We start from the raw sequence: 25,566 nt of genomic DNA, 5'->3' as shown, positions 1-25,566 counted from the left end.
CGCCGGGTCAGGCCGCCTCGGAGGGTGCCGCCGGCGCGGCGGCCTGGGGCGCTTGGGTCAGGAGGCTGCAGAGACGCGTGATCGTTTCCTTGAGCTGGTGCCGGTGGACCACCTGATCGACCATGCCGTGCTCGCGCAGGTACTCCGCCCGCTGGAAGCCGTCCGGCAGCTTCTCCCGGATGGTCTGCTCGATCACCCGCGGTCCCGCGAAGCAGATCAGGGCGCCCGGCTCGGCGAGGTGGACGTCGCCCAGCATGGCGTAGGAGGCGGTGACGCCGCCGGTGGTCGGGTTCGTCAGCACCACGATGTAGGGGAGCCGCGCCGCGTTGAGCCGGCGCACCGCCACCGTGGTCCGCGGCATCTGCATCAGGGACAGAATTCCCTCCTGCATCCGCGCACCGCCCGACGCCGCGAACAGCACGTAGGGCGTGCGCTTCTCCAGCGCCGTCTCGGCGCCGCGCACGAAGGCCTCGCCCGCCGCCATGCCGAGGGAGCCCGCCATGAAGCCGAATTCCTGCGCCGCGAGCGTCATCGGCAGGCCGCCGACCCGGCCGAACCCGATCTTGAACGCATCCTGCAGGCCGGTCTTGGCCCGGGCTTCCTTGAGCCGGTCAACGTAACGCTTCTCGTCGCGGAACTTCAGCGGGTCCGTGGCGACCTCCGGCAGCGCCACGTCGATCCAGGTGCCCTCGTCGAACATCATCTTCAGGCGCGCCTGGGCGCCCATCTTCAGGTGATGCTCGGAGCCGGGAATGACCCAGTGGTTGGCCTCCACCTCCTTGTGGAACACCATTTGCCCCGTATCCGGGCACTTGACCCAGAGATTCTCGGGCGTCTCGCGCTTGAACAGGGTCTTGATCCGGGGGCGCACCACCTCCGAGATCCAGTTCATCGGTTCGACCATCGACTTGCGTCCGTCCGCTTCAAGCCCGCGCAGATATCAGGTGCGGCGCACGCCGCCGCCAGGGGTCCCCGATCCGGCCGTCAGGCGGCCCGTCCGACGCCCGCCGCCCGCACGCCCGCGGCGAGTTCCCGCACCAGCTCCGTCACCGCCGCAACGCTTCCGGCCTGAGGCCGGCCCTCGCCGTCGAGGGAGCGCACCAGGGCGTCCACGAGGGCGGAGCCGACCACGACGCCGTCCGCGCCCTTGGCGATCGCCGTCGCATGGGCGCCGGTCCTGACGCCGAAGCCGACGACCACGGGCAGCTCGGTGTGGCGGCGGATGCGGGCGACCGCCTCGGAGACCTTGCCGAAATCCGGTGTCGCCGTGCCGGTGATGCCGGTGATGGACACGTAGTAGACGAAGCCCGCCGTGTTCGCGAGGACCGCCGGCAGGCGCCGCTCGTCGGTGGTGGGCGTGGCGAGCCGGATGAAGGCGAGGCCCTTGCCGAGGGCCGGCAGGCACAGCTCGGAATCCTCCTCGGGCGGGAGATCGACGACGATGAGCCCGTCGACGCCGGCCGCCACCGCGTCGTCGAGGAAGCGGTCGACGCCGTAGGTGTGGATCGGGTTGTAGTAGCCCATCAGCACGATCGGCGTGGTGTCGTTGCCGGCGCGGAAGCGGCGCACGAGGTCGAGGGTGCCCGCGACCGTCTGGCCCGCCTTCAGGGCCCGCAGGCCGGCGGCCTGGATCGCCGGGCCGTCCGCCATCGGGTCGGTGAACGGCAGGCCGAATTCCAGGATGTCGGCGCCGGCGCCCGGGAGCGCCGACAGCACCTCCAGCGAGGTCTCGGGATCGGGATCGCCCGACATCACGTAGGTGACGAGGACGGACCGGTTCTCCGCGCGGGCGCGGGCAAAGGTGGCGTCGATGCGGCTCGGCATGGTCGGATGATATTCGCGGTTGCAGGGCCGCCGACGGCCCGGGGTTGCACCCGCGCTACACCAAAGGCATCGGCCCGTGAAGCGGGCCGGGCTCCCGCGACAGCGCGCCGCTCGCGCGCCGAGTCGGCCCCGGAGGCTCGCCAGCCCGCGTGACGCGGCCATGCGCGCGGGTCGGTTGCCGGGGCGGCGGCGGCGGCCTAGCGGTCCCCCATGCCCGAGACATTTTTCCCGACACGTCCCCTGGCCGCGCTCCTGTTCGACATGGACGGGACGATCATCAGCTCGATTGCGTCGGCGGAGCGGATCTGGTCGCGCTGGGCCGAGGCGCACGGCCTCGACGTGGCCGCCTTCCTGCCGACGATCCACGGGGTGCGCTCGGTGGAGACGATCCGGCGGCTGAACCTGCCCGGCGTCGATCCCGAAGCCGAGGCCGCCGCGATCACCGAGGCCGAGATGGAGGATGTCGGCGACATCATCGCGATCCCGGGCGCGCGGTCGTTCCTGGAGGCGCTGCCGCGCGAGCGCTGGGCGATCGTCACATCGGCGCCCAGGCGGCTCGCCGAGCGCCGGCTCGCGGCGGCCGGCATGCCGGTCCCCGACCTCCTGGTCGCCGCCGAGGACGTGGCGCAGGGCAAGCCCGCGCCGGATTGCTTCCTGCTGGGGGCCGAACGTCTCGGTGCCGCGGCGTCGGAGTGCCTTGTCTTCGAGGACGCCCCGGCCGGCATCCGGGCGGCCGAAGCCGCGGGCGCAGGCATCGTGGTGGTCACCGCGACCCATCACGAGCCGGTGAGGACCGGCCATCCCGCGATCGCGGACTACACCCGGCTACGCGTCGCGGCAGACCGGAGCGGGATCCGGGTGACACGGGCCGGCTGAGGATCCCCGACCAGGCCCGCATCCGCTGGCGGCCGGGGCAGCCCCGTCGTATCGCCGACCGAATTGTGCGGTCCGCGGCAGCACGCAGCCGGGCAGAGGGACGAAGGTCATGGCCACGATCAACAGGCGTCACGTGCTCGGGGCGGTCGCCGTGGGCGGTGCCGGGACCCTCGGTCAGGCCGCTGCAGGGGAGGCGCAGCCGGGCACGCTGTTCGCGCTGCCGCAGGTCACCATTCCGATCCTTGGGGAGGCGCAGGTCTTCCCGGTCCGGCGGATCTACTGCATCGGCCGCAACTACGCGGCCCATGCCCGTGAGATGGGCTCCGACCCGTCCCGCGAGCCGCCGTTCTTCTTCCAGAAGCCCGCAGACGCCGTGCAGGTGGTCGCGAACGGCCTCGCCGACCATCCCTATCCGTCGCTGACGCAGAACTATCACCACGAGATCGAGCTGGTCGCCGTGCTGAAATCGGGCGGCCGAGACATCCCGGTCGGGCAGGCGCTCGATCACGTCTACGGCTACGCCACCGGCCTCGACATGACCCGCCGGGACCTCCAGCGCGGCATGGGCAACCAGAAGAAGCCCTGGGAGATCGGCAAGAGCTTCGACCACGCCGCGCCGATCACGCCGATCCTGCCCGTCGCACGGGTCGGGCATCCGGGGCGCGGGCGCATCCGGCTTTCCGTCAACGGCACGCTCCGGCAGGACGCGGACCTGTCGGACATGATCTGGTCGGTGGCCGAGCAGATCGCCGAACTGTCGAAGGCCTTCGAGCTCAAGGCCGGCGACATCGTCTATTCCGGCACGCCCGAGAATGTCGGGCCGGTGGTGCGGGGAGACATCCTCGCGGGCTCGATCGAGGGCCTGCCGGACCTGTCGATCCGCATCGTGTGACTCGATCCCGCGCGGATCGGGCCGCGGCGCGGGCCCGGACTTTCTCTGCCGGCGGCGCGGCACTATCGGTTGATGCGACCGCGGGGGCAGGAGCAGCGAGCCTATGACCAAGCCCAACGGCGTGCCGCGCAACCTCTTCGAGACCGCCGAGGGACGCCGTCTCGTAGAGGCCCGCTCCGACCCGGCCTGGCGCCGCTGGGGGCCGTATCTCAGCGACCGGCAATGGGGCACCGTGCGGGAGGATTATAGCCCGGGCGGCGACGCCTGGGACTACCTGCCCCACGACCACGCCCGATCCCGCGCCTACCGCTGGGGCGAGGACGGGATCGGCGGCTTCGGCGACCGGCATCTGAACTGGTGCCTGTCCCTCGCCCTGTGGAACGGGCGGGACCCGATCCTCAAGGAACGCCTGTTCGGCCTGACCAATCAGGAAGGCAACCACGGCGAGGACGTCAAGGAACTCTACTATTACCTCGACGGTATCCCGACCCACGCCTTCATGCGGATGCTGTACAAGTACCCGCAGGCGGCCTTTCCGTATGAGCGGCTGGTCGAGGAGAATGCGCGGCGCGGTCTCGACGACCCGGAATACGAGCTCCTCGACACCGGCCTGTTCGACGCCGGCCGCTATTTCGACGTCGCGATCGCCTACGCCAAGGCGTCTCCGGACGACATCCTGATGCGGGTCACCGCCACCAATCGCGGTCCGGACCCCGCCGACCTGACGCTTCTGCCTCAGCTCTGGGCCCGCAACACATGGTCCTGGAAGCAGGGCGTCCAGAAGCCGGAGCTGATGGCCGGTTCGGATGGCTCGGTCTGGGCGCGCCACCCCGAGATGCCGGGCCTGCGCTTCTTCGCCGAGGGCGCGGGCGAGTTGCTGTTCACCGAGAACGAGACGAACACGCATCGGCTGTTCGGCACCGGTTCGGCCGAGGGCTTCTACAAGGACGGGATCGACCGGTGCGTCGCGGGCGGAAACCGGGCCGCCGCCAACGCCCTGTCGGGCACCAAGTGCGCCGCCCGCTACGATCTCCATCTCGGCCCCGGGGAGACGCGGATCCTGCGCCTGCGCCTGCGCCCCGAGACCGCGCCGGGCGAGCCCTTCGCGGATTTCGACGCCGTCTTCGCCGACCGGGAGGCGGAGGCCGACGACTTCTACGGGGCGCTTCAGGCGCCGATCGCCGATCCCGAGATGCGGCTCGTGCAACGGCAGGCCCTCGCCGGCATGCTCTGGTCGAAGCAGCTCTACCACTACGACGTGCGCGAATGGCTCACCGGCGACCCGGCGCAGCCCGCACCGGCGCCGGAGCGGCGGCACGGCCGCAACAGCGACTGGGCCCATCTGCGGGCCAACGACATCATCTCGATGCCGGATGCCTGGGAGTATCCGTGGTTCGCCTCCTGGGATCTGGCCCTCCAGGCCATCGTGTTCGGGCTGATCGATCCCGATTTCGCGAAGAACCAGCTCCTGCTCCTGGTCGACGAGGCCTACACCCATCCGAACGCCGCGCTGCCGGCCTACGAATGGGGCTTCGGAGACGCCAATCCGCCGGTCCACGCGCTGGCCGCCTGGCGGGTCTTCGAGCTGGACCGGGCGCTGACCGGCACGCCGGACCACGCCTTCCTGAAGCGGATCTTCAACAAGCTCACCCTGAACTTCACGTGGTGGGTGAATCGCAAGGATTCCGACGACCGCAACCTGTTCCAGGGCGGCTTCCTCGGCCTCGACAACATCGGCATCTTCGACCGGTCGAAGCCGGTGGGCGACGGCGCCTCGCTGACCCAGTCCGACGCGACGGCCTGGATGGCGACCTACGCTCTCAACCTGATGCGGATCGCCATCGAGCTGGCCCTCGAGGACCCGACCTACGAGGACATGGCCGAGAAGTTCTTCGAGCACTTCCTGCTCATTGCGGCTGCCACCGGCGCCGGCGTCTGGGACGAGCCGGACGGGTTCTTCTACGACGTGATCGAGACCCGTGACGGACAGCGCCTCCCGATCCGGGCCCGGACCATGGTCGGTCTGATCCCGATCTTCGCGGTGGCGGTCATCAATGCCTGCGATCTGGAGCGGCTTCCATCGCTGCGCGACCGGATGCTGTTCTTCCTGAAGAACCGCCCAGACCTCGCGACCCTGGTCTCGCGCTGGAACGAACCCGGCGAGGGCCAGACCGCGCTGCTGTCGCTGCTGCGCGGGCACCGGCTGAAGGCATTGCTGCAGCGCGCCCTCGATCCGAACGAGTTCCTCTCGAAGCACGGGTTGCGGGCCGTCTCCCGCGTCTATGCGGACGCGCCGTTCTGCTTCGCCTGGAACGGCAGCGACCTGGGCCTCGCCTACGAGCCGGCGGAGTCGCGCTCGCGCCTGTTCGGCGGCAACTCGAACTGGCGGGGCCCGGTCTGGATGCCGGTCAATTACCTGCTGATCGCCGGGTTGAACCGCTTCCACGACTATTACGGCCCGGATTTCCGGGTCGAGGCACCGACCGGTTCCGGACGGACCTATTCGCTGCGCGAGATCGCCGCCCACCTGTCACGGCGTCTGATCGGACTCTCGACCCGCGGCCCGGACGGGCGACGGCCCGTCTACGGGGACAGCCGGATCGAACAGGAGGATCCGCATTTCCGCGATCTGGTCCTGTTCTACGAATATTACCACGGCGACACGGGTCGCGGGGTCGGCGCCGCGCACCAGACCGGATGGTCGGGGCTCGTGGCCCTGCTGATCCAGGAGGTGGCGACCGCGGGCGCCGAGGTCCCGGCCCCGGACTGGACGTGACGGTCGCCCCTCGCCGGCACCGGCGAGGGATCGCGCCGGCTATTCCGCGGCCTGCTGCATCCGCAGGCGCTGCCCCTGCCCGATCTGGCGGGAGATCGTCGAGCGGCGAGCGCTGTAGACCGCCGAGACCAGCGGGTAATCGACCGGCAGGCCCCACTTGGCCCTGTAGGCCTCCGGCGTGAGGCCGCGCATCGTCAGATGCCGCCGCAGGGCCTTGTAGGGCTTGCCGTCCTCGAAGCTGATGAGCGTGTCCGGCCGGATCGAGGCGCGGATCTGTGCTTCGGTCGGGCGCTTCACCTGCGGCTCGACCGGCTGGTCCAGGGCGGTGATGGAGCGGTGAACCTCGGAGAGCAGGTCGGGGAGCGTTCCCGCCGGGACGCTGTTGCGCGTGACGTAGGCGCTCAGGATCTTTGCGGCGAGTTCGACGCTCGGCGATGTCGTCGGCATGGTCATCACCTCGGTTCGACGTTGTTCGGTTGTGGCTCTCGTGGCTTCCGTCGGATGCTTCGCCGCCGACGGCCGGATCTATGTTCGTGAGACGGTTTCGGCCCCGGCCGGAGGCGGTGAATGACCCATTATGCGCCAGATCACCGTCACCACAACCGAGACGCGCATTTGTGACGCCGATATTTCTACTTAGGATTGAGATTTAGGGTCAATGACGAATCAACGGACGCGTCGTGGTTCCGATTGAAGTGCGGTATTGAAGACTCACCTGCCCGTCGGGGCGCGATGGAGAGCCCGAAAACATGGAGGTCCTGATCGTCGGAGCCGGCGTCGTCGGTCTCGCCATCGGGCGGGCGCTCGCGCTGCGCGGACACGCCATCGTGGTGGCGGAAGCCGAGGAGGCCTTCGGAACCGGCGTGTCGGCCCGAAGCTCGGAGGTGATCCATGCGGGCATGTACTATCCAAGCGGCTCGGAACGCGCGCATCACTGCGTCGCGGGCTCGCATCGACTATACAACTTTTGCGCGAGTCATGGTGTCCCGCATCGCGCCTGCGGCAAGCTGATCGTCGCGTTCGACGATGCCGAGGCCGAGACCATCGCGGCGATCCGCCGGCAGGGCGAGGCCAACGGCGTGGCGGGCCTGGAGCTGCTCGACGGCGATACGGCCCGGCGCCTGGAGCCCAATCTCACCTGCACGGTGGCGCTGCATTCGCCGCGCACCGGCATCGTGGACAGCCATGCGCTGATGCTCGCCCTGCTCGGCGAGATCGAGGACCACGGCGGCGCCCTCGCCCTGCGCACCCCGGTGGAGGGCCTGACGCAGCGGGACGGGCAATGGCAGGCCGCGTTCGGCGGTGCCGAGCCGGGGACGATGGCCTTCGACGCTGTGGTCAATGCCGCGAGCTTCGGCGCCCCGGCCCTGGCCGCCCGCACGGAGGGCTACCCGGCCGAGCGCGTCCCGAGGCTGCGTCTCGCCCGCGGCAACTACTTCGGCTGCACCGGCAAGCCGGCCTTCTCGCGGCTGATCTACCCGGCGCCGCGGATCGACGGCGGCCTCGGCATCCACCTGACCCTCGACCTCGCCGGCCGCACCCGCTTCGGGCCCGACGTGGAATGGGTGGACGGGTTCGATTACCGGGTCGATCCCCGGCGCGCCGAGGCCTTCTACGGCGCGATCCGGCGGTACTGGCCCGGTCTGGCGGACGGGGCGCTGTATCCGGACTATGCAGGCCTGCGCCCCAAGCTGACGGGGCCGGGCGAGGCGGCGGCCGACTTCCGGATCGACGGCCCGGCGGAGCACGGATTGCCCGGGATCGTGCACTTGTTCGGGATCGAGAGCCCGGGGCTGACCTCCAGCCTGTCGCTCGCCGAGGCGGTGGCCGACCGTCTGGACGCCTGAGGCCTCAGAACAGCAGGTGCAGCGCCAGGGGGGCGAGGATCGCCGTCACGAAGGCGTTGAGCCCCATGGCGATGCCCGCGAAGGTCCCGGCCACCTCGCTGACCTGGAAGGCGCGCGCCGTCCCGATGCCGTGGGCCGCGAGCCCGGCCGCGAAGCCGCGGGCGCGCATGTCGCGGATGCGCAGGAGGTTCATCATCGGCGTGACCAGGATCGCCCCGATGATGCCGGTGAGGATCACCAGGATGGCCGTGAGCGTCGGATCGCCGCCCAGCGCTTCCGCGATACCCATCGCCACGCCCGACGTCACGGATTTCGGGGCCAGCGAGACGAGGACCGGCTGCGGGATGTCGAGGAGCCGCGCGAGGGCGATGACCACGGCGAGCGTGGTGGCCGAGCCGGCGGCGAGGGCCGCGAGCATCGGCGCGAGGGCGCGCAGGACCGTGGCACGCCGCTCGTAGAGGGGCATGGCCAGAACCACGGTGGCGGGCCCGAGCAGGAAGTGGACGAATTGCGCGCCCTCGAAATAGGTCCCGTAGGGCGTGCCCGTGATGGCCAGGACCGCACCGACCAGGGCCACGGTGATGAGCACGGGGTTGGCGATCGGGTGCCGGCCCGTGGCCGCGGCGATCCGGTCCGCCAGGACGTAGGCGGTCAGCGTCACCGTCAGCCACAGGAGCGGCGTCTTGGCGAGATAGACCCAGAGCGAGAAATCGCCGCCCATGCGTCAGGGCTCTCCGTCGGGTCGACGCCGTTCGACCCGGGCGGCCACGGCACGGAAGACCAGGACGGTCACCAGCAGCGACAGCGCCGTCGAGACGATCAGCACGAGGGCGAGCTTGGCACCCTGGGCCCGCAGCAGGTCGAGGCGGCCGACGACGCCGACCCCCGCCGGAACGAACAGGAGCGACAGGTTCATCAGCAGGCCGCGCGCCGTCGTTTCGAGCGTCCCATCGGTGAGCGGCTTCGGCAGGAAGCGCGACAGGCCGAGCCCCGCGCTGTCGCGCAGCAGCAGGAACGCGAACATCAAGCCCATGCCGATCACCGGCCCGGGCACCGGCACGCCCGCGCCGCGCGCCAGGACCTCGCCCAGCAGCTGGGCGAGCAGGATCAGCGCCAGACTGGCGATCATGGCGGGACGCGAGGGCTAGGCGGCCGCGACACCCTGCTGACCGCTCCGCCGGGCGGCCGAGATGGCGGCCTCGTCGAAGCCGAGCAGGCGGCCGAGGCGCTCGACCAGCGCCTCCTCGAACTCGTCGACGTTGCCGTCCGCCGCCGCGACCGACCACGCCATGGTCAGCAGCTCTTCGCGCTCGGCCCGGTCGGCCTCGTGGGGGATCATCTCCACGAGGCTCGCCACGTCGCGCACCTCCGAGTCCATGGCGGCGGCCCGCTCGATCAGGGCCCGTGCCGCATCCGGCCCGTCTGCGTAATGACCCTGGACGAGGCGCGACAGGCGCTCGCTCTCGGCGGGCGCCAGAATGCCGTCGACGCGGGCGACGTGGACGAGGAGCGCGGTGGCCGCGAGATGTGTCTCGTCCACGGTCTCGGGGTTGCCGACGCCGAGAGCCTCGGCCGCGTAGGCGCGCAGGCGTGCGATCAGGGACATGGCGGCTCCGGGGGGATCGTGCACCGCAACAGTTCGGTCCCCGGCGTCGCCCCGTCAAGCACGGCGCCGCACGTGGCGCCCGACCGTGGCGAAGTTGCATCGCCGGCACGGCCCTCAACGGCGCGCCACGGCCTCGGCCCCCGTCACCAGCGGCGCGAGAATCGCCTCGGCGGCCCGGACCACGGCCGGACCGGCCTCCGCCGGTGTGCCGGCCCGGAACGGCGGCGCCGGAGCGTATTCGGCGACGAGCTGCGCGGTGCGGGCGTAGTCGGCGCCGCGCAGGCGGGCGGCGAGCGCCAGCCCGAGGTCGAGCCCCGCCGAGACCCCGGCCGCGGTGACGCGGTTGCGGTCGAACACGACGCGCTCCGCCACCGGTTCGGCGCCGAGGAGCGGCAGCACCGCGTCGCGCACGCTCCAGTGCGACGTCGCGCGGTAGCCCCGCAGGAGGCCGGCTGCCCCCAGGATCAGCGATCCGGTGCAGACGCTGACGACCCAGCCGGCCCGGGCGGCGCGGTCGCGCAGGAAGGCGAGGAGCGCCGCATGGCCCATCTGGGCGGGCGTGCCGTCGCCTCCGGGCACGAACAGGACGTCGAGATCCGCCGGGCAGGTCGCGAAGCTGTGGGTCGCCACCAGGGCGAGGCCGGTATCGCTCGTGACGGGGCCGGTCTCCGCACCGACGAGGTGGAGGCTGCCCGGAGCGAGGCCGGCCAGGAAGGTCTGCGGGCCCACGAGATCGAGGGCGGTCAGGCCCGGATAGAGCAGCATGGCGATCCGGACGGGGCGGTCCGCCGGGATCGGCTCCGGCGAAATCGGGTCCGGCGCGTCTGCGGAACCGGCGGCCTGCGCCGGACGGAGCGGCCAGACCAGGGCGGCGGCGAGTGCCGCGGCGACGAGATCCCGGCGGCGAGCCTCCGGCGCGGTCACGGGCGCGCCGGGCCGGTCACAGGGACCAGGCCGCGTCGCGGTAGACGCTGTCCCAGAACTGCCATTCCAGCCGGGTGGCCTGCGTGAAGGCCTGATGCATCCGCGCGCGCTCGGCCGCCGACGCGTCCCGCGCGGCCCGATCCGTGGCGGCGATCATGGCCGCCACCGCCTCGGCAAAGTCAGCCCCTGCGTAGGTGTCGATCCAGGCGCGGTACGGGTTGCCGGGCGCGGCGCGGGCGAAGATGTCGTCGCCCACCACCTTGTAGATCCAGAAGCAGGGCAGCAGCGCGGCACAGACCACCGCGAAGGGCTCGGCATAGGCGGTGGCGAGCAGGTAGCAGACGTAATGATCGCAGGCCGGCGTCAGGGGCGTGGCCGCGAAGGTCTCCGGGCCGATGCCGTAGTCGCGGAAGAAGCCGCCATGGAGCGCGCGCTCGACGACGATCGCTTCCTGCGCGGCCCGGGAGAACTGCACGATCGCGTCGGGATCCGGCGCCTTCGCGGCGGCGAGGCTCAGCGCCCGGCCGAAGCCGATCAGGTAGTGCGCGTCCTGCACGATGTAGTGCCGGAACCGACCCTGCGGCAGCGTGCCGGCGGCGAGCTCGGCATTGAACGGCATCGACCGGATGGTCTCGTAGGCGGCGGCGTTGCGCGCCCAGGCCTCCTGCGAGAACGAGACCGGCGCGCCCGCCTCGGCCAGTCCGAGAGACGCCACGCCCTAGCCCTGCCGCTGCGCGTGGGTGACGGCGACGTGGATCAGCTCGGCGAGGGTGCGCACGCCGAGCTTCTGGCGCATCTGCGAGCAGGCATTCGTCACGGTCTTGTAGCTCACCGACAGGTCGGCCGCGATGGCGCCGTAGGAGCGGCCCTGGGCGAGGCGCGCCAGGATCTGCTGCTCGCGGGGGGTCAGCTGCGATTCCGGCGCGCGGCGGGCGTCGGCGCGCAGCATCGCCACCTCGGTGGCCAGCCGCCGGTCGAGGTAGACCTCGCCGATACGCACCTTGGCGAAGGCCTCGAACAGCTCGGCGGAGGCGTGATCCTTGAGGACGTAGCCGAGGGCCCCCGCCTCGAGGGCGCGGGCGACGATCACCGGGTCGTTGTGCATGCTGAAGACGAGGATGCGCGTCTCGGGCGCCACCGCCCGGATGCGCCGGATCAGGCCGAGGCCGGCCATGCCGCTGCCCTGGAAGGTCAGGTCGCAGATCACCACCGGCGGACGGAGCCGGTGGAAGATCCGGTAGCCGCCGACGACGGTGGTCGCCTCCGCGATGGTCTCCACGCCGGAATCCTCCAGGACGCGTCGACAGCCCTGCAGGACGATGGGGTGATCATCGATGACGAGAACCGGCAGGCGCGTGGCGGCGGCGTCGATCTGGGATGCGATGGCGTTCATGCGCTCGGCGCGGTGCTGGTCTCGTCGCCCCGGTCAGGCGGAACGGGGATCATGATCCGGACGATCGCCCCGGGGCCGGCATTGTCAAGGGCGAAGGTGCCGCCGAGGGCCTCCACGCGCTCGCGCATCCCCGACAGACCGAGCCCGGTGCCGTGTTCCGGGGGGATTCCGGTGCCGTTGTCGCGGATGGTGAGGTCGAGCCGGCCCTCGGCCTCGGTCGCCTCGGCCTCCACCCGGGTCGCGGCGCCGTGCCGCACGGCGTTGGTGGCGCTCTCCTGCACGCAGCGGAACACCGTGAGGTCCACGAGGTCGCCGTAGCCCTTGGCCAGACCGTCGAACCGGCCCACGAAACCGAGGCCGGGGTGGCGCTGCCCGAAGCCGCGCAGGAGCAGGTCCAGGCAGGTCGCGAGCGGCGCCTGCCCGAGTCCGTGCGGCCGCAGGCGGTTCAGAAGCTCCCGGTTGACCGTCTGGACCTGGCCGACGATGGCGCTGATCTCGGCCGCCCGGGCGGCGAGCTTCTCGCGGCTGGGCTCGGCGGAGCCGGAGGCGATACGGCCGATCGAGGCGGCGTTGGCCTCCAGAGCGAACAGGCAGGGGCCGAACTCGTCGTGCAGCTCCAGGGCTGTCCGGCGGCGCTCGTCGTCCTGGGCGGTCAGAAGCTGGCGGTTGAGGCGGCCGTTGGCGGCCCGGACCTCGCCCAGGGCCTCGGCGACCTTGTTGAACCGCTCGGCGATCACCGCCAGCTCCCGGGCACCGGGCGGCTCCAGGCGAGCCGTGTAGTCGTGATGCTCCAGCTGGGTCAGGCCGGCGCCGAGCCGCCGCAGCGGCGCGAGGATCCGGCCCAGGGCGATGTAGAGGGCGATCAGCATCGCGGCGTTGATCGCCAGGGTGGTCAGCGAGAGCGCACGGGCATAGCCCCAGATCTCGTCGATCTCGTCCATCGGCTGCGTGGTGATCTGCGCCGTCCCGAGCCGACGCCCGTCGACGACGATCGGCAGGGCGTGGCGCTCGATCGGCGGCATGATCAGGTCGGCGAACCAGTGGGGTGCCTCCCGGTCCGCGCGGGTCGGCGGCAACGGCCGGCCGATCTGGTCGCCATCCGCATCGAGCACCGCGACCCGGACATGCCGCAGGACCTTGAAGCGGAGGTCGAGCGTCTGGAGCAGCGTGTCGGGGGAGGCCGTGTCGGACAGGCGGATCGTGTCGGCCACCAGCGACTCGACGGTGGCGAGGGAGGCGCGGGTCTCGACGCGCACCGCCGACCGGGCGTTCAGCACGATGACCGCGCAGGAGATCAAAGCCGCGAAGGCATCGATGAGCAGCACCACCGCGACGAGCCGCGCGCGCGTCGACCAGCCGGACCAGGGCCAAAGGCCGGGGCGGGGTCTCTTCGGCGCGGCGGGTACCGCGGATCTCGGGGTCAGGGTCGGGCTCGTATTCACGCCGTGACGCATAGCGACCGTGCCGGCGAAGTCCATGCCGCGCCCCGCGGCCGACCGGGCCATGGCCGCGCGGACCCCGACGCACGCTTCGGCACGGGCGGTCCGAATACCGATTCTTAAGCGGCGGCGCGTTATGTTGTGGATAGCCGGGTCACGACTGGCTGGGCTGGCAATTCGGGCCGACATCATTGCGCCGTATTGCAGCTTCTCTATCGCCAACAGAGTCGAACCAGCTTCGAATCCTCGAAGAGTGGCGGCCGGTCATGGGGAGCCCGGTCGCGCGCGGCGTGTATCGAGTCAGAGACCCCGGACCATGATCGATCTCAACCTCGACCCGTCCGAGACCCGGCCCGACCGGAGGCCGTCGGCCAAGCCCGGGCCGTCGCTGAACCTCAAGGTCGTGCTGTTCGGCGTAGCCGGCGCGGGCGCGCTGGTGGGCTTCGGCGTTGCCGCCTCGACGGTGATGGCCGGCCTCGCGGCGCCGACGCCGGTGCGGATCGTCGCGTCCAAGCAGGCCGCCGATTGGCCAGAGCTGAAGGACGGGCTGCCCGTGATCAAGGGCTCCGTCCAGGCAGCGCCGGCGGCGGCGGTGCCCGCCAAGCCCGAGGCGCCGGCCCTGCGGATGGTCGCGCTGCCCGAGGCCTTCTCGCCCATCGTGACGCCCGCGAAGGCCCCCGCCGCCCCGCCCTCGGCCGCCTCACAGCCCGCCAAGGTCGCCGCGGCACCGGTCCCGCCGACGCAGCGCATCCCGGTCCCGACCCCCGTTATGCCGGTGGCGGCCACGCGGGAGGTCGCGCCGCTGGCGTCGACCCGCACGGCATCGCTCCAGACGCCCCGCGCGTCCGAGACGGTCCGGGCCCGCGAACTCGTTGAACCGGCCGTGCCGAATCCGGCTCCCGCGACCGAGCGGACCGAGCGCCCGGCGCCGGTCGAGCGCGCCGAGAAGGTCGAGCGCGCCCAGAAGATCGAGCGCCCCGAGAAGCCCGCCTCGAAGGCGGTGGCGACCCGCAAGGCGCCTGCGCCGGCGCGGGCGGCCGAGAAGGCCACCGGCACTGCGCCCGCGACCGTGGCTCAGGCAGAACCCGCCGAGGCGGAGGACACCGAGGTGCTCGGGATCAAGCTCCCGTCCCTCGCACCGGCCGGTCGGAAGCTGAAGGAAAGCGTCGACGCTCTCGGCAACGCCGTAAAGAACGTGTTCTGACCCGCGGCTCCGGCCCCGCGCATGGGGGCCGGACAAGTCTTCCGATCCGGCGCTCAGGCCCGTCCGGAATGGCGCCCGGCCTTATCGCTCTTCGGCCCGGTGCGATCCACCTTGCGCTGGTGCTTCCCGGCGCGCGGGCTCGCAAAACCCTTCGGACCACCCGGTCGGTCCCTGCGCTCATCCGGCCCCGCATCGCCCACCAGCGCCTCGACCTGGATATCCGGCGAGCCGTTCCGGGCGAACGCTTCGGCAAAGCGTGCCGCCGCGTTGCCCCGCACCTCGAACTTGGTCTCGCGGTCGAAGATCCGGATCGCACCGATCTCCTGGCGCCCGATGCCGCCCCGCCGGGTCAGCATCGGCAGCAGACGGCGCGGGTCGGCGTTGTCGCGGCGGCCGAGGTTGAGGCGGAACCAGACGGCCGGCCCCATGGCGGCGATCCGCTCCGGATCCATCGGGTCGTAGGGCGGCCGCTCGCCCCGGGGGGCGCGGCCCTCTCCGGGATCGCTGACCTCTTCGGGAGCCGGCAGGCGGGTGCGGTAGACGCGGGCCAGCAGGGCAGCCAGTTCCTCCGGGCTCTTGCCGGCGAGCAGCGTCTCGGCGAGCGCGACATCCTCCTCGGCGGGCGGCTCGGCGAAGAGCGGATCCGAGAGCATGCGCTCGCCGTCGAGGCGCCGGATCTCGTCGGCCGAGGGCGGCCCCGACCATTCGGGGCTCACCTTGGCGATGGCGAACATCTGCTCGGCGCGGCGTCGCCGGGAATTGGGGATGAGCAGCACCGAGGTGCCTTTGCGGCCGGCGCGACCGGTACGGCCGCTGCGGTGCTGGAGCACCTCGGCATCGTGCGGCAGGTCCGCGTGGATGACGAGGCTCAGGGACGGCAGGTCGATGCCGCGGGCGGCCACGTCGGTGGCGACGCAGACCCGGGCGCGGCCGTCGCGCAGGGCCTGGAGCGCGGCATTGCGCTCGCCCTGGCCGAGTTCGCCCGACAGCGCCACCACGGAGAAACCCCGCTCGGTCAGGCTGGCCTGGAGATGGCGGACGGCGTTGCGGGTGTTGCAGAAGACGATCGCGGTCGCGGCATCGGCCTCGCGCAGGAGGTTGAGCACGACGTGCTCGGTCTCCCGCGGCATGATCCGCACCGCCCGGTAGGCGATGTCGGCATGTCCCTTGGTTTCGCCCTTGATCGCCAGACGGAGCGCGCCGTGCTGGTAGCGCTCGGCCAGCGTCTCGATCGCCTTCGGCAGGGTCGCGGAGAACAGGTAGGTGGCCCGCTCCGGCGGCGTCGCCGAGAGGATGAACTCGATATCCTCCCGGAAGCCGAGATCGAGCATCTCGTCGGCCTCGTCGAGGACCACGGCCCGCAGGGCCGTCGGGTCGAGGTTGCGGCGCTCGAGGTGATCGCGCAGGCGCCCCGGCGTGCCCACCACGATGTGGGTGCCCTCCGCCAGCATCCGGCTTTCACGGCGCGGGTCCATGCCGCCGACGCAGGCCGCGACGCGGCCGCCGGCGGGCCCGTACAGCCAGGACAGCTCGCGCTGCACCTGCAGGGCGAGTTCCCGGGTCGGGGCGATCACGAGGGCCAGAGGCGCCGCCGGGGGCGGCAGCTGGTCGGCCTCCCCGATCAGGATACTGGCCATGGCGAGGCCGTAGGCCACGGTCTTGCCGGAGCCGGTCTGGGCCGAGACGAGGAGGTCGCGGGAGCCGGCGGCGGCCTCAAGCACGGCGGCCTGGACCGGGGTCGGATCGGCATAGCCGCGGTCGCTCAGGGCCCGCGCGAGGGGGGCGGGCAGGGTCGGGAAAGGCAAGCTTCGGAAACTCTCAACGGCCGTGCCGCGCCCGGCAGCGCGCCATCGCGCGGCGGGGGAATCAGGCGCCGGACTTTATTCGGGTGCCGAGACGGTAACGCGTCGCGAGCCGCCTGACCACTCCCGCCGCAGCATGGGGCGGTTGCAGGCGCTCAATCCGGGACGCGCCGGTTGCGGGGTGCTCGAACCTTCCACCGGACGACTTGCCGTGGACCGCGTCCTTGCGAGCGGTGCGAAGCCGGGACGAAGGGCCGACTCTGGTGCGGCGACCTGCTAAGGCACGGTCAAGTTTCGCCTGTCGCAGCCGCGACGCGCCCCGACCGGAGTACACGTTCATCATGATGGCAGCCCTGCGGGTGGCGGTAGCCTGGGCGACGGTTCTGGCCTTCGCGTGGTTCGGCAAGGACTGGCTCGGAGACCTGTCGCGGCCGCTCTTCGCCGGCGGGCTGTTCGCGTGGCTGCTGGCGGTGATCGTCTGGGCGGCCTTCGGGGTGGTGCACGAGGCCGAGGAACTGGCCCACCGGCTGGGCGAGCCCCTGGGCACCCTGGTGCTGACCCTCTCGATCGTCATCATCGAGGTGGCGCTGATCTCCGCCGTGATGCTGTCGGCCAAGGACGCGCCGACGCTGGGGCGCGATACGATGTTCGCGGTCCTGATGATCGTGCTGAACGGCGTGGTCGGGCTGGGCCTCCTGGTCGGCGGCCTGCGCCATCACCAGCAGCGCTACAACCTTCAGGGCGCCTCGGCCTTCCTGTCGGTGATCATCCCGCTCACCACCATCGCGCTGATCATCCCGAACTTCACCAGCTCCACCAGCGACGGCACCCTGACGATCCTGCAGGCGGTGACGTTCTCGGTGTTCACCCTCGCGCTCTACGGCGTGTTTCTGCTGATCCAGACTGGCCGCCACAGCGACTTCTTCATCGATGCGGAAGCCCGCGAGAGCGCCGAGGCGCCCCACGGCGCCGACTCGATCTCGGGGGGCGGCATCGCCAAGCATATCGGGCTGCTGCTCGCCAATGTCCTGCCGATCGTGATTCTCGCCAAGAGCCTCGCGGTGATCCTCGACCACGGCATCGCGGCCCTCGGCGCGCCCTCGGCGCTGGGCGGCGTGCTGATCGCCGCCATCGTCTTCACCCCGGAGGGAATCTCGGCGTTGAAGGCGGTGGCCCGCAACGAACTCCAGCGGGCGATCAATCTGTGCCTCGGCGCGGCCACCTCGACGGTGGGCCTCACCGTGCCAGCGATCCTGACCATCGGGCTGCTAACCGGCCAGACCGTGGTGCTCGGCCTCAAGCCCACCGAGATGACCCTCCTCGCCGTCACGCTGATCCTCAGCGCGCAGACCTTCTCGGGTTCGCGCACCACCGTGCTGGAGGGCGCGGTGCATCTCGTGCTGTTCTTCGTCTACCTCGTGCTGATCTTCAGCCCGTGATCCTCGCGGGAATCGGGTTCGTCACCGACGGCCTTTCCTCTGCGCAATCCGTGGCGGGATTCGTCAGGTCCTGAAGACGGGGACCCGATCGACTCCGCCTTCGCCCGCCATGCCGGCGCGGGGCCCCGGGGCTCAAGCGCCGAAGCGCTCGGTGCGGATCAGGCCCGGCGCGACGCCCTCCGCCAGGATCAGGTCCGAGGCTGCGGCCACGAACCGGTTGGAGCCGCAGAGGAAGACCTTCCCGGGCGCCCCGATCCGCGCGAGGGCATCGGCGACGAGGGGCGCGTCGATCCGCTTGCCGCCGGGCTCGCGCGTCGTCGCAAGATGCAGGGAGAAGTTGGGATCGGCTTCCGCGAGCCGCTCCAGCTCGGCCACCGCGATGGCCTCCGCCCGGGTGCGGGCCGAGTAGATCAGCGCCGCCGGGATCTGCCGCCAGCCCTGCGCCCGCCGCCGCAGCATCGCCAGGAGCGGCACCACGCCCGACCCGCCGCCGCCCAGGAGCAGCGGCCCGCCATCCGGGCCGTCCCAGGAGAACGAGCCGCCGATCGGCCCGCGCAGCTCGACCCGGTCGCCGACTTCGGCCAAGTGCGAGAACCAGCCCGAGACTTCGCCGTCCGGCAGGGCCTCGATCATCAGCTCCAGTGTGCCGCTGCCGTCCTGGGCCGAGGCGATGGAGTAGCTGCGCTGCGCCTGGTAGCCGTCCTCGGCGGTGAGGCGGACATCGACGTGCTGCCCGGCCCGGTAAGCCTCGGCGAGGCGGCAGCGCAGACGGACGCTCCTCACGTGCGGCGTGACCGGCGAGAGCGCGGTGATCTCCGCCTCGTGCCAGCGGAAGACAACGGGCTCGATCACCGACTCAATCACCGATGTAGCGCTGCTCACGCCATGGATCCCCGTACATGTGGTAGCCGCGCAGCTCCCAGAAGCCGGCCGTGTCCACCTGGGTGAAGCGCAGGCCCTTCACCCATTTGGCACTCTTCCAGAAGTAGAGGTGCGGCACGAAGAGCCGCGCCGGGCCGCCGTGATCGGGATGAATCGGCTGGCCCTCGTAGCGCGTCGCCACAAGGGCGCGGCCGCCCACGAGGTCGGCCACCGGCACGTTCGTGGTGTAGTCGTCGTGGGATTCCGCGAGCAGGAAGTTCGTCGGCGCCTCGATCCCGGCATCCGCCAGCAGGTCGTCGAAGCTGACGCCTTCCCAGGTCGTGTCAAACTTCGACCACTTGGTGACGCAGTGGATGTCGCCCTTCCAGGTGGTGCGAGGCAGGGCCTCGAATTCCGCCCAGCTCCACGCCTTGATCGGCCGCGATCCCGCGCGCAGCGTGAACGTCCAGGTGGACAGGTCAACGGTCGGGTTGGGGCCGATCTGGAGGATCGGGAAATCGTCGGTGAGATACTGACCCGGCGGCAGGCGCGCGCCCGTTTCCGGCGGCTGCCTGCGTCCGACGAAGCCCCGTGTCACCATGCCGGTCGCCGCCCCTCTCGCTCTCCCCCCGGGTTTGGTGCGGCGGAGCACCTCGCGTCAAGCCGGCATGTGCGGCCGAACAAACGCCCCAAAGCTCGGGTGTGCTAGCAGGACTGTGCCGATCGATCGGCGCGAATCGCCTGCTTTCAGGGGGATGTCATGAAGTACCTTCTCGCGACGAGCCTGGTCGTCGGGAGCCTCGCCACCCTCGCACCGGCCGCCCAGGCCCGCGACGGTATCGGTGCCGGCGGCGCGGCCGCCCTCGGCGTGCTCGGCGGCCTGGCGGTCGGCGGCGCCATCGCGTCGGCCAACAACGGCTACTATCCGGGCCGCCCGGTCTACCGCGCCCCGCCGCCGGTCTACGTCGAGGAGGATTACGGCCCGGTCTGCCACTTCGAGCGCCGCCGGACCATCGATCCCTACGGCGACGTCTACATCCGCCGCGTCCGCGTCTGCGAATAGGCGGCTTCCGGAGTCGCCTCCGCGGCGAGCGCCGGTTTCAGGCGCTCGGCGCAGGCGATCCCGGCCAACACCAGGGCCAGGGCGAGCGCTTGCGTCGCCCCGAACGGCTCGCCGACCAGCAGGACGGCGAGGATCGCGCCGAAGATCGGCACGAGGTTGACGAACAGGCCGGCGCGATTCGGGCCGATCTGCTCGACGCCGCGCATGAAGAAGAGCTGCGCCAGAAGCGACGGCCCGAGGCCGACGAAGGCGACCATGATCCAGCCCGCGCGGTTGGGCCAGACGGCGTGCCCCGTCGCCCACTCGACGGCCAGGGGCGGCAGGGATGTGACGAACGCCGCGATAGCCATCGCGGCGAAGAACACGAGCGCCGGCACCTTCGGGCGCGTCGGCAGGACGACCGTGTAGCCCGCGTAGAGCAGGCAGGCCGCGAAGACGAGCACGTCGCCGCGGTTGAAGGCGAGGTTCGTGAGCACCGACCAGTCGCCATGGGTGGCGGCGAGCCCCGCGCCGATCAGCGTCAGAACGACGCCGAGCACCTGCCCAGGCGTGACCGGCACCCGGTAGGCGAGCCGGTTCAGCACGATCACCAGGACCGGGATCGCCCCCTGGAACAGGGCGAGGTTGATCGCGCCGGTATGAACGCCGGCCGCATAGAACAGACAGTTGAAGGCCGTGTAGCCCAAGCCGCCCATCAGCAGGATGCGCAGCCAGTGGGGCCGAAGCTCCGGCCAAGCAGCCAGGAGGCGGGTGCCGGCCAAGGGCATGAGGACCAGGCAGGCGACCGCCCAGCGAAGCGTCGTGATGACCTGGGGCGAGACGTGGCCGGGCGCCCAGCGGCTGGTGACGGCGTTGCCGGCCCAGAGGAGCGCCGTGACGGTCAGCAGCAGGTAGGCGGACGCGGCCGGGGAAGCCCGGCTCGCGCCCCGGATCCTCACCGGCGGCGGAACTGGCCGCCCCGCACGGGCGGACGGGGGCCGGACGAGCGCTCGTCCTTGTGGCGGAACACGAGGCGCCCCTTCTCAAGGTCGTAGGGCGACATCTCGACCGTGACCCGGTCGCCGGCCAGCGTCTTGATGCGGTTCTTCTTCATCTTGCCGGCCGTGTAGGCCACGATCTCGTGGCCCTGGTCGAGCTGCACGCGGTAGCGCGCGTCCGGCAGGATCTCGATCACGAGACCGTCGAACTGCATCAATTCTTCTTTCGCCATGCACCTTCTCCAGTCGGACCGTCCGGCAGCAGGCGTTCCGGCAATGCGTGTTCAGCTGTCATCGAGCTCGGGAAACGCCGCAGGGCGCGGATCCGATCCGGTGGACCGCCCGCGCCAGCTCAGCAGCACCGCCCGCATGTAGTCCCCGCGGGAACCCGCCGCAAGTCACGGACGCCGAACCCGTTCCGTCATCGACACGTTTCGCCGGTTTTCATCGCCGGCTTTCAGGGCTCCACGTCGTTGCCGGCATAGTCGAGGCGCCCATCCGCGGTCCGGCGCCAGATCCGGAGGGCGATCGGCGCTGCGGAGCGGTCGCCCCGGGCATCGAAGGCCACCGATCCGAGCAGCGTCCGCGACGGCCCCGCCCGCAGGGCCTCGGCCACCTTGCGGCCGTCGGCGATGCGGCCGGTCTTCGGATCGGCCGCCCGGGCGCGCTCGGTCGCCTGGGTCAGGAGCTCCACGGCCGCGTAGGCCCCGGCCGCGACGCTCTCGGCCTCGGGACTCCGCGGCGCCGGGCGGGCGCCGCGCGGTTCGGGCAGGCGCGGTGGATCGGACGCCAGGGTCATCACGGTCCCGTCCCCGTCTGCGCCGGCCGCCGCGGCGAAGCTCGGGTCGAGGATGCCATCGCTCGCCACCAGGGTCGTGCCGAGGCCGGCCGCGCGCAAAGCGCGGAGCAGGGTGGCGGCATCGGGCGCGAGCCCGCCGAAATACACCGCATCGAGCCGCGCCGCCCTCAGCCGGGCGACGAGGTCCGAGAGATCGCGGCTGCCCCGGGCGAAGCCGTCGAACAGCACCTCCGGCGTGCCGGCCTCCTTCAGACGCGCCGCCACCGCGTCGGCGAGGCCCCGGCCGAAGGTGGAGCGGTCGCTGAGGATCCCGACCCGGCGCCCCGCGAAGGCCTTCGCCAGGTAGGCTCCGGCCGCCCGGCCCTGCTGGGCGTCGCTCGGGCCCAGGCGGAACAGGTTCCACAGGCCCCGGCCGGTGAGCGGCCCGTAGGCCGCCGCGGGCGCCACCATGACGGCCCCCGCCTCCTCGTAGACGGGCGCCGCGGCCGCGACCGCCCCGGATTCGAGCGGCCCGACCACGAGGCGCACGCCGTCGGCGGCGAACTTCCTGGCGTTCGCGGCGGCCTGCCGGGCCTCGCCGCCGTCGTCGGCGGGGACCAGGACCCAGCGCGGGCGCCCGCCGGCGGCGCGATTGAGATCGGCCACCGCCTGCTCGGCCCCCTGCCGGAGCCCCTGGCCGAAGGCGGCGTCCGGCCCGGTCAGCGGGGCCGAAAGCCCGATCCGGACCGGAGCCTGCGCGACGGCCGGGCTAGCCGCGAGGAGACCGGCGAGGATCGGGAAGAGGCGACGCATCATGGCGGCACTCTAGGGCCGTCGGAGCCCCATCCGGAAGAGCAGCGTCACCGGATCGTTGAACGGATCGGGACGCTGATGCGCGCAGAAGCGCTGGCGGGCGGGCGCGATGTGCGGAATAAGGGCGTCGGCCCGGCCCGTCGCCGGGCGTGCCGGCGCCCCTCCACGCGTCGCCGGCCGAGACCCTCTGGGACGATTGACGATCATGACCTCGCTGTTCGCCGGCATCCAGGACGCGCCGCTCGACCCGATCATGCGCCTGTTCGAGGCCTTCAACGCCGACCCGAGCCCGAAGAAGCTCAACCTCGTCGTCGGCGTGTACACGGATGCGGACGGCAAGGTGCCGCGCCTGCGCGCCGTGCAGACCGCCGAGAAGCGCTGGATCGAGAAGGGCCTGCCGAAGACCTATCGTCCGATCGAGGGCACCAAGCCGTTCCGCGACGCGGTCCAGGAGCTGCTGTTCGGGAAGGGCGCGCCGATCCTGTCCCAGAACCGGGCGGCGACGCTCCAGAGCATCGGCGGCACCGGCGCCCTGAAGACCGGCGCGGACGTGCTGGCCAAGCTCTTCCCGAACGCCACCGTGGCGGTGAGCAACCCGAGCTGGGAGAACCACAAGGCCCTGTTCACCCAGGCCGGCTTCACCGTGGTCGACTATCCCTACTTCTCGGCCGAGACCGGCGGCGCCGACTATCCGGCCATGAAGGCCTATCTCCAGGATCTGCCGAAGGGGTCGATCGTGGTGCTGCACGCCTGCTGCCACAACCCGACCGGCGCCGATCTCAGCCTCGACGAGTGGCGCGACCTCGTGCCCCTGATGGCGGAGCGCGGCCTGATCCCGTTCCTCGACATCGCCTATCAGGGCTTCGGCAACGGCCTCGATGCCGATGCCGAGCCGGTGCGCCTCTTCGCCGAGTCGGGCCAGGAGTTCCTCGTCGCCTCCTCGTTCTCGAAGTCGTTCTCGCTCTACGGTGAGCGCGTCGGCGCGCTCACCATCGTGGCCGAGAATCCGGCCGCGAAGGCCAAGGTCGAGTCCTTCGCCAAGCGCCTCGTCCGGGCGAGCTACTCGAACCCGCACACCCACGGCGCCGCGATCGTCGAGATCGTGCTCACCGATCCGGAGCTGCGCGCCGACTGGGAGCGGGAGCTCGGCGAGATGCGGGACCGGATCCGCGCCATGCGTGAGCGGATGGCCGACAGCCTGCAGCAGCGCCACCCCGAGCGCGGCTTCGACGCCATCAAGACGCAGAAGGGCATGTTCTCCTACACGGGTCTCAGCCCCGCGGAGGCCACCCGCCTGCGCGAGGAGCACGAGGTCTACGCCCTAGAGACGGGCCGGATCTGCGTGGCCGCGGTCAACACCCACAACATCGACCACGTCATCGATGCGATCGACGCGGTGGTGAAGGGCTGAACATGTGGCGGCCCTCAAGCGCGTTTGCCGATTCAACGTCTGGATCGATCCGGCCTTCGACGAACGCCTGAGGGCCGAGCCCGATATCGACCTGCAGGTGGGCGACCTGCAGGGCCCGGAGGACAAGCTCCGGGCGCTTCTGGCGCAGGCCCACGTCTTCCACGTCTCTCCGGCGCGGAACGAGCTGCCGCTCCGCTGGCACGCGAGCGACGCCCTGCTGGCCGAATGCCCGAACCTTCTGGCGGTCTCGTCGGGCGCGGCGGGCTTCGACACGGTGGACGCCGCTGCCTGCACCCGGGCCGGCGTCGCGGTGGTCAACCAAGTGGGCGGCAATGCCCGCTCGGTGGCGGAGCTGGCGATCGGCCTGATGCTCGCCGTCTCGCGCAAGATCTGCGTCTCGGACCGCCTGCTCCGGACCGCGCGCGGCTTCACCCGCGAATCGCTCATGGGCCACGAGATCGGCGGCGCGACCCTGGGCCTGATCGGGATCGGGCATACCGGCCGGGCGGTCGCCAAGCTGGCCCGCGGCTTCGACATGCGGGTCCTCGCCCACGATCCCCTGCTCCCGGACGCCGAGATCCGGTCCCGCGGCGCAGAGCCGGTGGACCGGGCGCGGCTGCTCGCCGAGTCCGACATCGTCTCCCTGCACTGCCCCCTCGACGACACGACCCGGGGCAGCTTCGACGCCCGGGCCTTCGCGGCGATGAAGCCGGGGGCGCTGTTCATCACCACGGCCCGGGGCGGCATCCATGACGAGGCGGCGCTCGCCGCAGCGCTCACCGCCGGACACCTCGCGGGGGCGGGCCTCGATGTCTGGACGCCGGAGCCGCCGCCCCTCGATTCGGTCCTGCTGCAGCTCGACACCGTGGTGGCGACCTACCACACCGCCGGCGTCACCCACGAGGCGCGGCGCACCGTAGCGGCCTGGGGCGCGGAGCAGATCATCGGCCTGCTCCGGGGCGAGACGCCGCCGCGGCTCGTCAACCCGGAGGTCTGGCCTGCCGTGCTGGAGCGTCGGGCGCGGCTGCTCGGCGGCGCCTGACCGCGAGCCGGTGCCGGGCTGAAGAGGCTTCGCCTCCGCGTCGATATTGGACGCCGGCTCAGCCGCGGCGTCGCGCCGTCATCCCGGGTCGAAGGCGATCCCGGCGCCGCAGGCGGCATGCCGGAGGCGGGCGATCCGGAGCCGGGGTCCGTGCGAGATCTTCTCGCCTCGGTGGGGCTGGATCCCGGGCTCGGCGAAGCGGCCCGAGATAATGGGGCCGAACGGCTCCGATACATCCACCGCTCGCTCGTCCACACACGAGCACCGGAAGTTCGAGGCAACAACGGAGCTGCTCAACCGTACGCCGTGCGCTCCGGCAGCCCGGCCGAACTGTCGATCCCGCTCAGATTGTAATTATTCGAAATCTAGCCTCGCAAAACCTTCCGCCATCAAGCTTGACCGTGAATGTTTCTGCACCGTATCTGGCGCCATTCGAAACAGAACGGTCGACATCGTGGTACGGCGTAACTGTGCAAGACCTTGCACGCAGGCATCGCGCGGCGTTTCCAGGCACGCGGCCCGAATCTCTCTCCTCCTCGCTCCAGTATTTCTTCCGACTTCCGGCTGGGCACAACCTATCGTTGACAATTCCCAGGAGG

25 protein-coding genes are annotated in these 25,566 nt (G+C 71.4%); 9 read left to right on the top strand and 16 right to left on the bottom strand.

Going from position 1 to position 25,566, the window contains the following annotated elements; genetic code table 11:
- Positions 1-7: 7 nt before the first annotated feature.
- Complete coding sequence (gene accD / locus ABC766_RS22435) at positions 8-904, bottom strand: acetyl-CoA carboxylase, carboxyltransferase subunit beta (protein ID WP_043346702.1); 897 nt, start codon at positions 902-904, stop codon at positions 8-10.
- Between the two features lie 80 nt (positions 905-984).
- Positions 985-1,824, bottom strand: coding sequence for a tryptophan synthase subunit alpha (gene trpA, locus ABC766_RS22430; RefSeq protein ID WP_043346703.1), 840 nt, complete (start codon positions 1,822-1,824; stop codon positions 985-987).
- Positions 1,825-2,034: 210 nt separating this feature from the next.
- Between trpA and ABC766_RS22425 the strand changes: the two genes are divergently transcribed.
- The 3 genes from ABC766_RS22425 to ABC766_RS22415 all read left to right on the top strand — a co-directional run bounded on the left by ABC766_RS22425 (position 2,035) and on the right by ABC766_RS22415 (position 6,368).
- The gene (locus tag ABC766_RS22425; RefSeq protein ID WP_345819527.1) at positions 2,035-2,700 is read left to right on the top strand and encodes an HAD-IA family hydrolase; all 666 of its coding nucleotides are present in this window, start codon (positions 2,035-2,037) and stop codon (positions 2,698-2,700) included.
- Between the two features lie 109 nt (positions 2,701-2,809).
- Positions 2,810-3,592 (top strand): fumarylacetoacetate hydrolase family protein, encoded by a 783-nt coding sequence (locus tag ABC766_RS22420; RefSeq protein ID WP_043346708.1) that lies wholly within the window; start codon positions 2,810-2,812, stop codon positions 3,590-3,592.
- Between the two features lie 103 nt (positions 3,593-3,695).
- Positions 3,696-6,368 carry an MGH1-like glycoside hydrolase domain-containing protein gene (locus tag ABC766_RS22415; protein ID WP_345819526.1) on the top strand — a complete coding sequence of 891 codons (2,673 nt, stop codon included), beginning with the start codon at positions 3,696-3,698 and terminating at the stop codon, positions 6,366-6,368.
- A gap of 39 nt (positions 6,369-6,407) precedes the next feature.
- On the opposite strand, the gene ABC766_RS22410 is transcribed toward ABC766_RS22415, so the two are convergent.
- Positions 6,408-6,815, bottom strand: a complete 408-nt coding sequence (locus ABC766_RS22410; RefSeq protein WP_043346732.1) for a MucR family transcriptional regulator — start codon at positions 6,813-6,815, stop codon at positions 6,408-6,410.
- 302 nt (positions 6,816-7,117) lie between these two features.
- Here ABC766_RS22410 and ABC766_RS22405 point away from each other — a divergent pair, with 302 nt between their 5' ends.
- On the top strand, positions 7,118-8,215 hold the full coding sequence (locus tag ABC766_RS22405; protein ID WP_345819525.1) for an NAD(P)/FAD-dependent oxidoreductase: 1,098 nt from the start codon (positions 7,118-7,120) through the stop codon (positions 8,213-8,215).
- Between the two features lie 4 nt (positions 8,216-8,219).
- Here ABC766_RS22405 and ABC766_RS22400 read toward each other — a convergent pair whose 3' ends face one another.
- The 7 genes from ABC766_RS22400 to ABC766_RS22370 form a co-directional block, all read right to left on the bottom strand.
- Positions 8,220-8,936: an LrgB family protein gene (locus ABC766_RS22400; protein ID WP_043346714.1), complete on the bottom strand. Its 717-nt coding sequence runs from the start codon at positions 8,934-8,936 to the stop codon at positions 8,220-8,222.
- Between the two features lie 3 nt (positions 8,937-8,939).
- The gene (locus tag ABC766_RS22395) at positions 8,940-9,344 is read right to left on the bottom strand and encodes a CidA/LrgA family protein (RefSeq protein ID WP_043346716.1); all 405 of its coding nucleotides are present in this window, start codon (positions 9,342-9,344) and stop codon (positions 8,940-8,942) included.
- A gap of 15 nt (positions 9,345-9,359) precedes the next feature.
- The gene (locus ABC766_RS22390) at positions 9,360-9,821 is read right to left on the bottom strand and encodes a TerB family tellurite resistance protein (protein ID WP_043346719.1); all 462 of its coding nucleotides are present in this window, start codon (positions 9,819-9,821) and stop codon (positions 9,360-9,362) included.
- 114 nt (positions 9,822-9,935) lie between these two features.
- Positions 9,936-10,745, bottom strand: a complete 810-nt coding sequence (locus tag ABC766_RS22385; protein WP_345819524.1) for a DJ-1/PfpI family protein — start codon at positions 10,743-10,745, stop codon at positions 9,936-9,938.
- A gap of 16 nt (positions 10,746-10,761) precedes the next feature.
- The gene (locus ABC766_RS22380) at positions 10,762-11,460 is read right to left on the bottom strand and encodes a TenA family protein (RefSeq protein ID WP_345819523.1); all 699 of its coding nucleotides are present in this window, start codon (positions 11,458-11,460) and stop codon (positions 10,762-10,764) included.
- Between the two features lie 3 nt (positions 11,461-11,463).
- On the bottom strand, positions 11,464-12,138 hold the full coding sequence (locus ABC766_RS22375; RefSeq protein WP_043346723.1) for a response regulator: 675 nt from the start codon (positions 12,136-12,138) through the stop codon (positions 11,464-11,466).
- Positions 12,135-13,616 carry an ATP-binding protein gene (locus ABC766_RS22370; protein WP_345822821.1) on the bottom strand — a complete coding sequence of 494 codons (1,482 nt, stop codon included), beginning with the start codon at positions 13,614-13,616 and terminating at the stop codon, positions 12,135-12,137. The genes ABC766_RS22375 and ABC766_RS22370 overlap by 4 nt, the downstream gene beginning before the upstream one ends.
- A gap of 277 nt (positions 13,617-13,893) precedes the next feature.
- Between ABC766_RS22370 and ABC766_RS22365 the strand changes: the two genes are divergently transcribed.
- On the top strand, positions 13,894-14,781 hold the full coding sequence (locus ABC766_RS22365; protein ID WP_043382878.1) for a hypothetical protein: 888 nt from the start codon (positions 13,894-13,896) through the stop codon (positions 14,779-14,781).
- Between the two features lie 53 nt (positions 14,782-14,834).
- Here ABC766_RS22365 and ABC766_RS22360 read toward each other — a convergent pair whose 3' ends face one another.
- Positions 14,835-16,586 carry a DEAD/DEAH box helicase gene (locus tag ABC766_RS22360; protein ID WP_043382876.1) on the bottom strand — a complete coding sequence of 584 codons (1,752 nt, stop codon included), beginning with the start codon at positions 16,584-16,586 and terminating at the stop codon, positions 14,835-14,837.
- Between the two features lie 338 nt (positions 16,587-16,924).
- Between ABC766_RS22360 and ABC766_RS22355 the strand changes: the two genes are divergently transcribed.
- Complete coding sequence (locus ABC766_RS22355) at positions 16,925-18,022, top strand: calcium:proton antiporter (protein WP_043346728.1); 1,098 nt, start codon at positions 16,925-16,927, stop codon at positions 18,020-18,022.
- Between the two features lie 132 nt (positions 18,023-18,154).
- Here ABC766_RS22355 and ABC766_RS22350 read toward each other — a convergent pair whose 3' ends face one another.
- Together ABC766_RS22350 and ABC766_RS22345 are read right to left on the bottom strand one after the other, a co-directional pair.
- Positions 18,155-18,904, bottom strand: coding sequence for an FAD-binding oxidoreductase (locus tag ABC766_RS22350; RefSeq protein ID WP_287090659.1), 750 nt, complete (start codon positions 18,902-18,904; stop codon positions 18,155-18,157).
- Complete coding sequence (locus ABC766_RS22345) at positions 18,879-19,484, bottom strand: sulfite oxidase-like oxidoreductase (RefSeq protein WP_345819522.1); 606 nt, start codon at positions 19,482-19,484, stop codon at positions 18,879-18,881. Before ABC766_RS22345 ends, ABC766_RS22350 begins: the two co-directional genes overlap by 26 nt.
- 159 nt (positions 19,485-19,643) lie before the next feature.
- Between ABC766_RS22345 and ABC766_RS22340 the strand changes: the two genes are divergently transcribed.
- On the top strand, positions 19,644-19,946 hold the full coding sequence (locus ABC766_RS22340) for a hypothetical protein (RefSeq protein WP_043382873.1): 303 nt from the start codon (positions 19,644-19,646) through the stop codon (positions 19,944-19,946).
- Here the strand turns inward: ABC766_RS22340 and ABC766_RS22335 are convergent.
- The 3 genes from ABC766_RS22335 to ABC766_RS22325 all read right to left on the bottom strand — a co-directional run bounded on the left by ABC766_RS22335 (position 19,916) and on the right by ABC766_RS22325 (position 22,517).
- Complete coding sequence (locus ABC766_RS22335; protein WP_051976076.1) at positions 19,916-20,884, bottom strand: DMT family transporter; 969 nt, start codon at positions 20,882-20,884, stop codon at positions 19,916-19,918. The two genes, ABC766_RS22340 and ABC766_RS22335, sit on opposite strands and share 31 nt — an antisense overlap.
- Positions 20,881-21,156: a translation initiation factor IF-1 gene (infA, locus tag ABC766_RS22330; RefSeq protein ID WP_012320343.1), complete on the bottom strand. Its 276-nt coding sequence runs from the start codon at positions 21,154-21,156 to the stop codon at positions 20,881-20,883. Before infA ends, ABC766_RS22335 begins: the two co-directional genes overlap by 4 nt.
- A gap of 224 nt (positions 21,157-21,380) precedes the next feature.
- A complete protein-coding gene (locus tag ABC766_RS22325; RefSeq protein ID WP_345819521.1) occupies positions 21,381-22,517 on the bottom strand; it encodes a branched-chain amino acid ABC transporter substrate-binding protein in 1,137 nt (378 codons plus the stop codon).
- Positions 22,518-22,719: 202 nt separating this feature from the next.
- On the opposite strand from ABC766_RS22325, the gene ABC766_RS22320 reads away from it, so the two are divergent.
- Positions 22,720-23,925, top strand: a complete 1,206-nt coding sequence (locus ABC766_RS22320) for an amino acid aminotransferase (RefSeq protein WP_043761359.1) — start codon at positions 22,720-22,722, stop codon at positions 23,923-23,925.
- Between the two features lie 4 nt (positions 23,926-23,929).
- On the top strand, positions 23,930-24,967 hold the full coding sequence (locus tag ABC766_RS22315) for an NAD(P)-dependent oxidoreductase (RefSeq protein ID WP_345819520.1): 1,038 nt from the start codon (positions 23,930-23,932) through the stop codon (positions 24,965-24,967).
- The last annotated feature ends 599 nt before the right edge of the window (positions 24,968-25,566 follow it).

This window comes from Methylobacterium fujisawaense (genome assembly GCF_039619325.1).
GTDB lineage: Bacteria > Pseudomonadota > Alphaproteobacteria > Rhizobiales > Beijerinckiaceae > Methylobacterium > Methylobacterium fujisawaense.
Note: the sequence above shows the minus strand (reverse complement) of the source record. Positions and strands in the feature narration are given on the sequence as shown.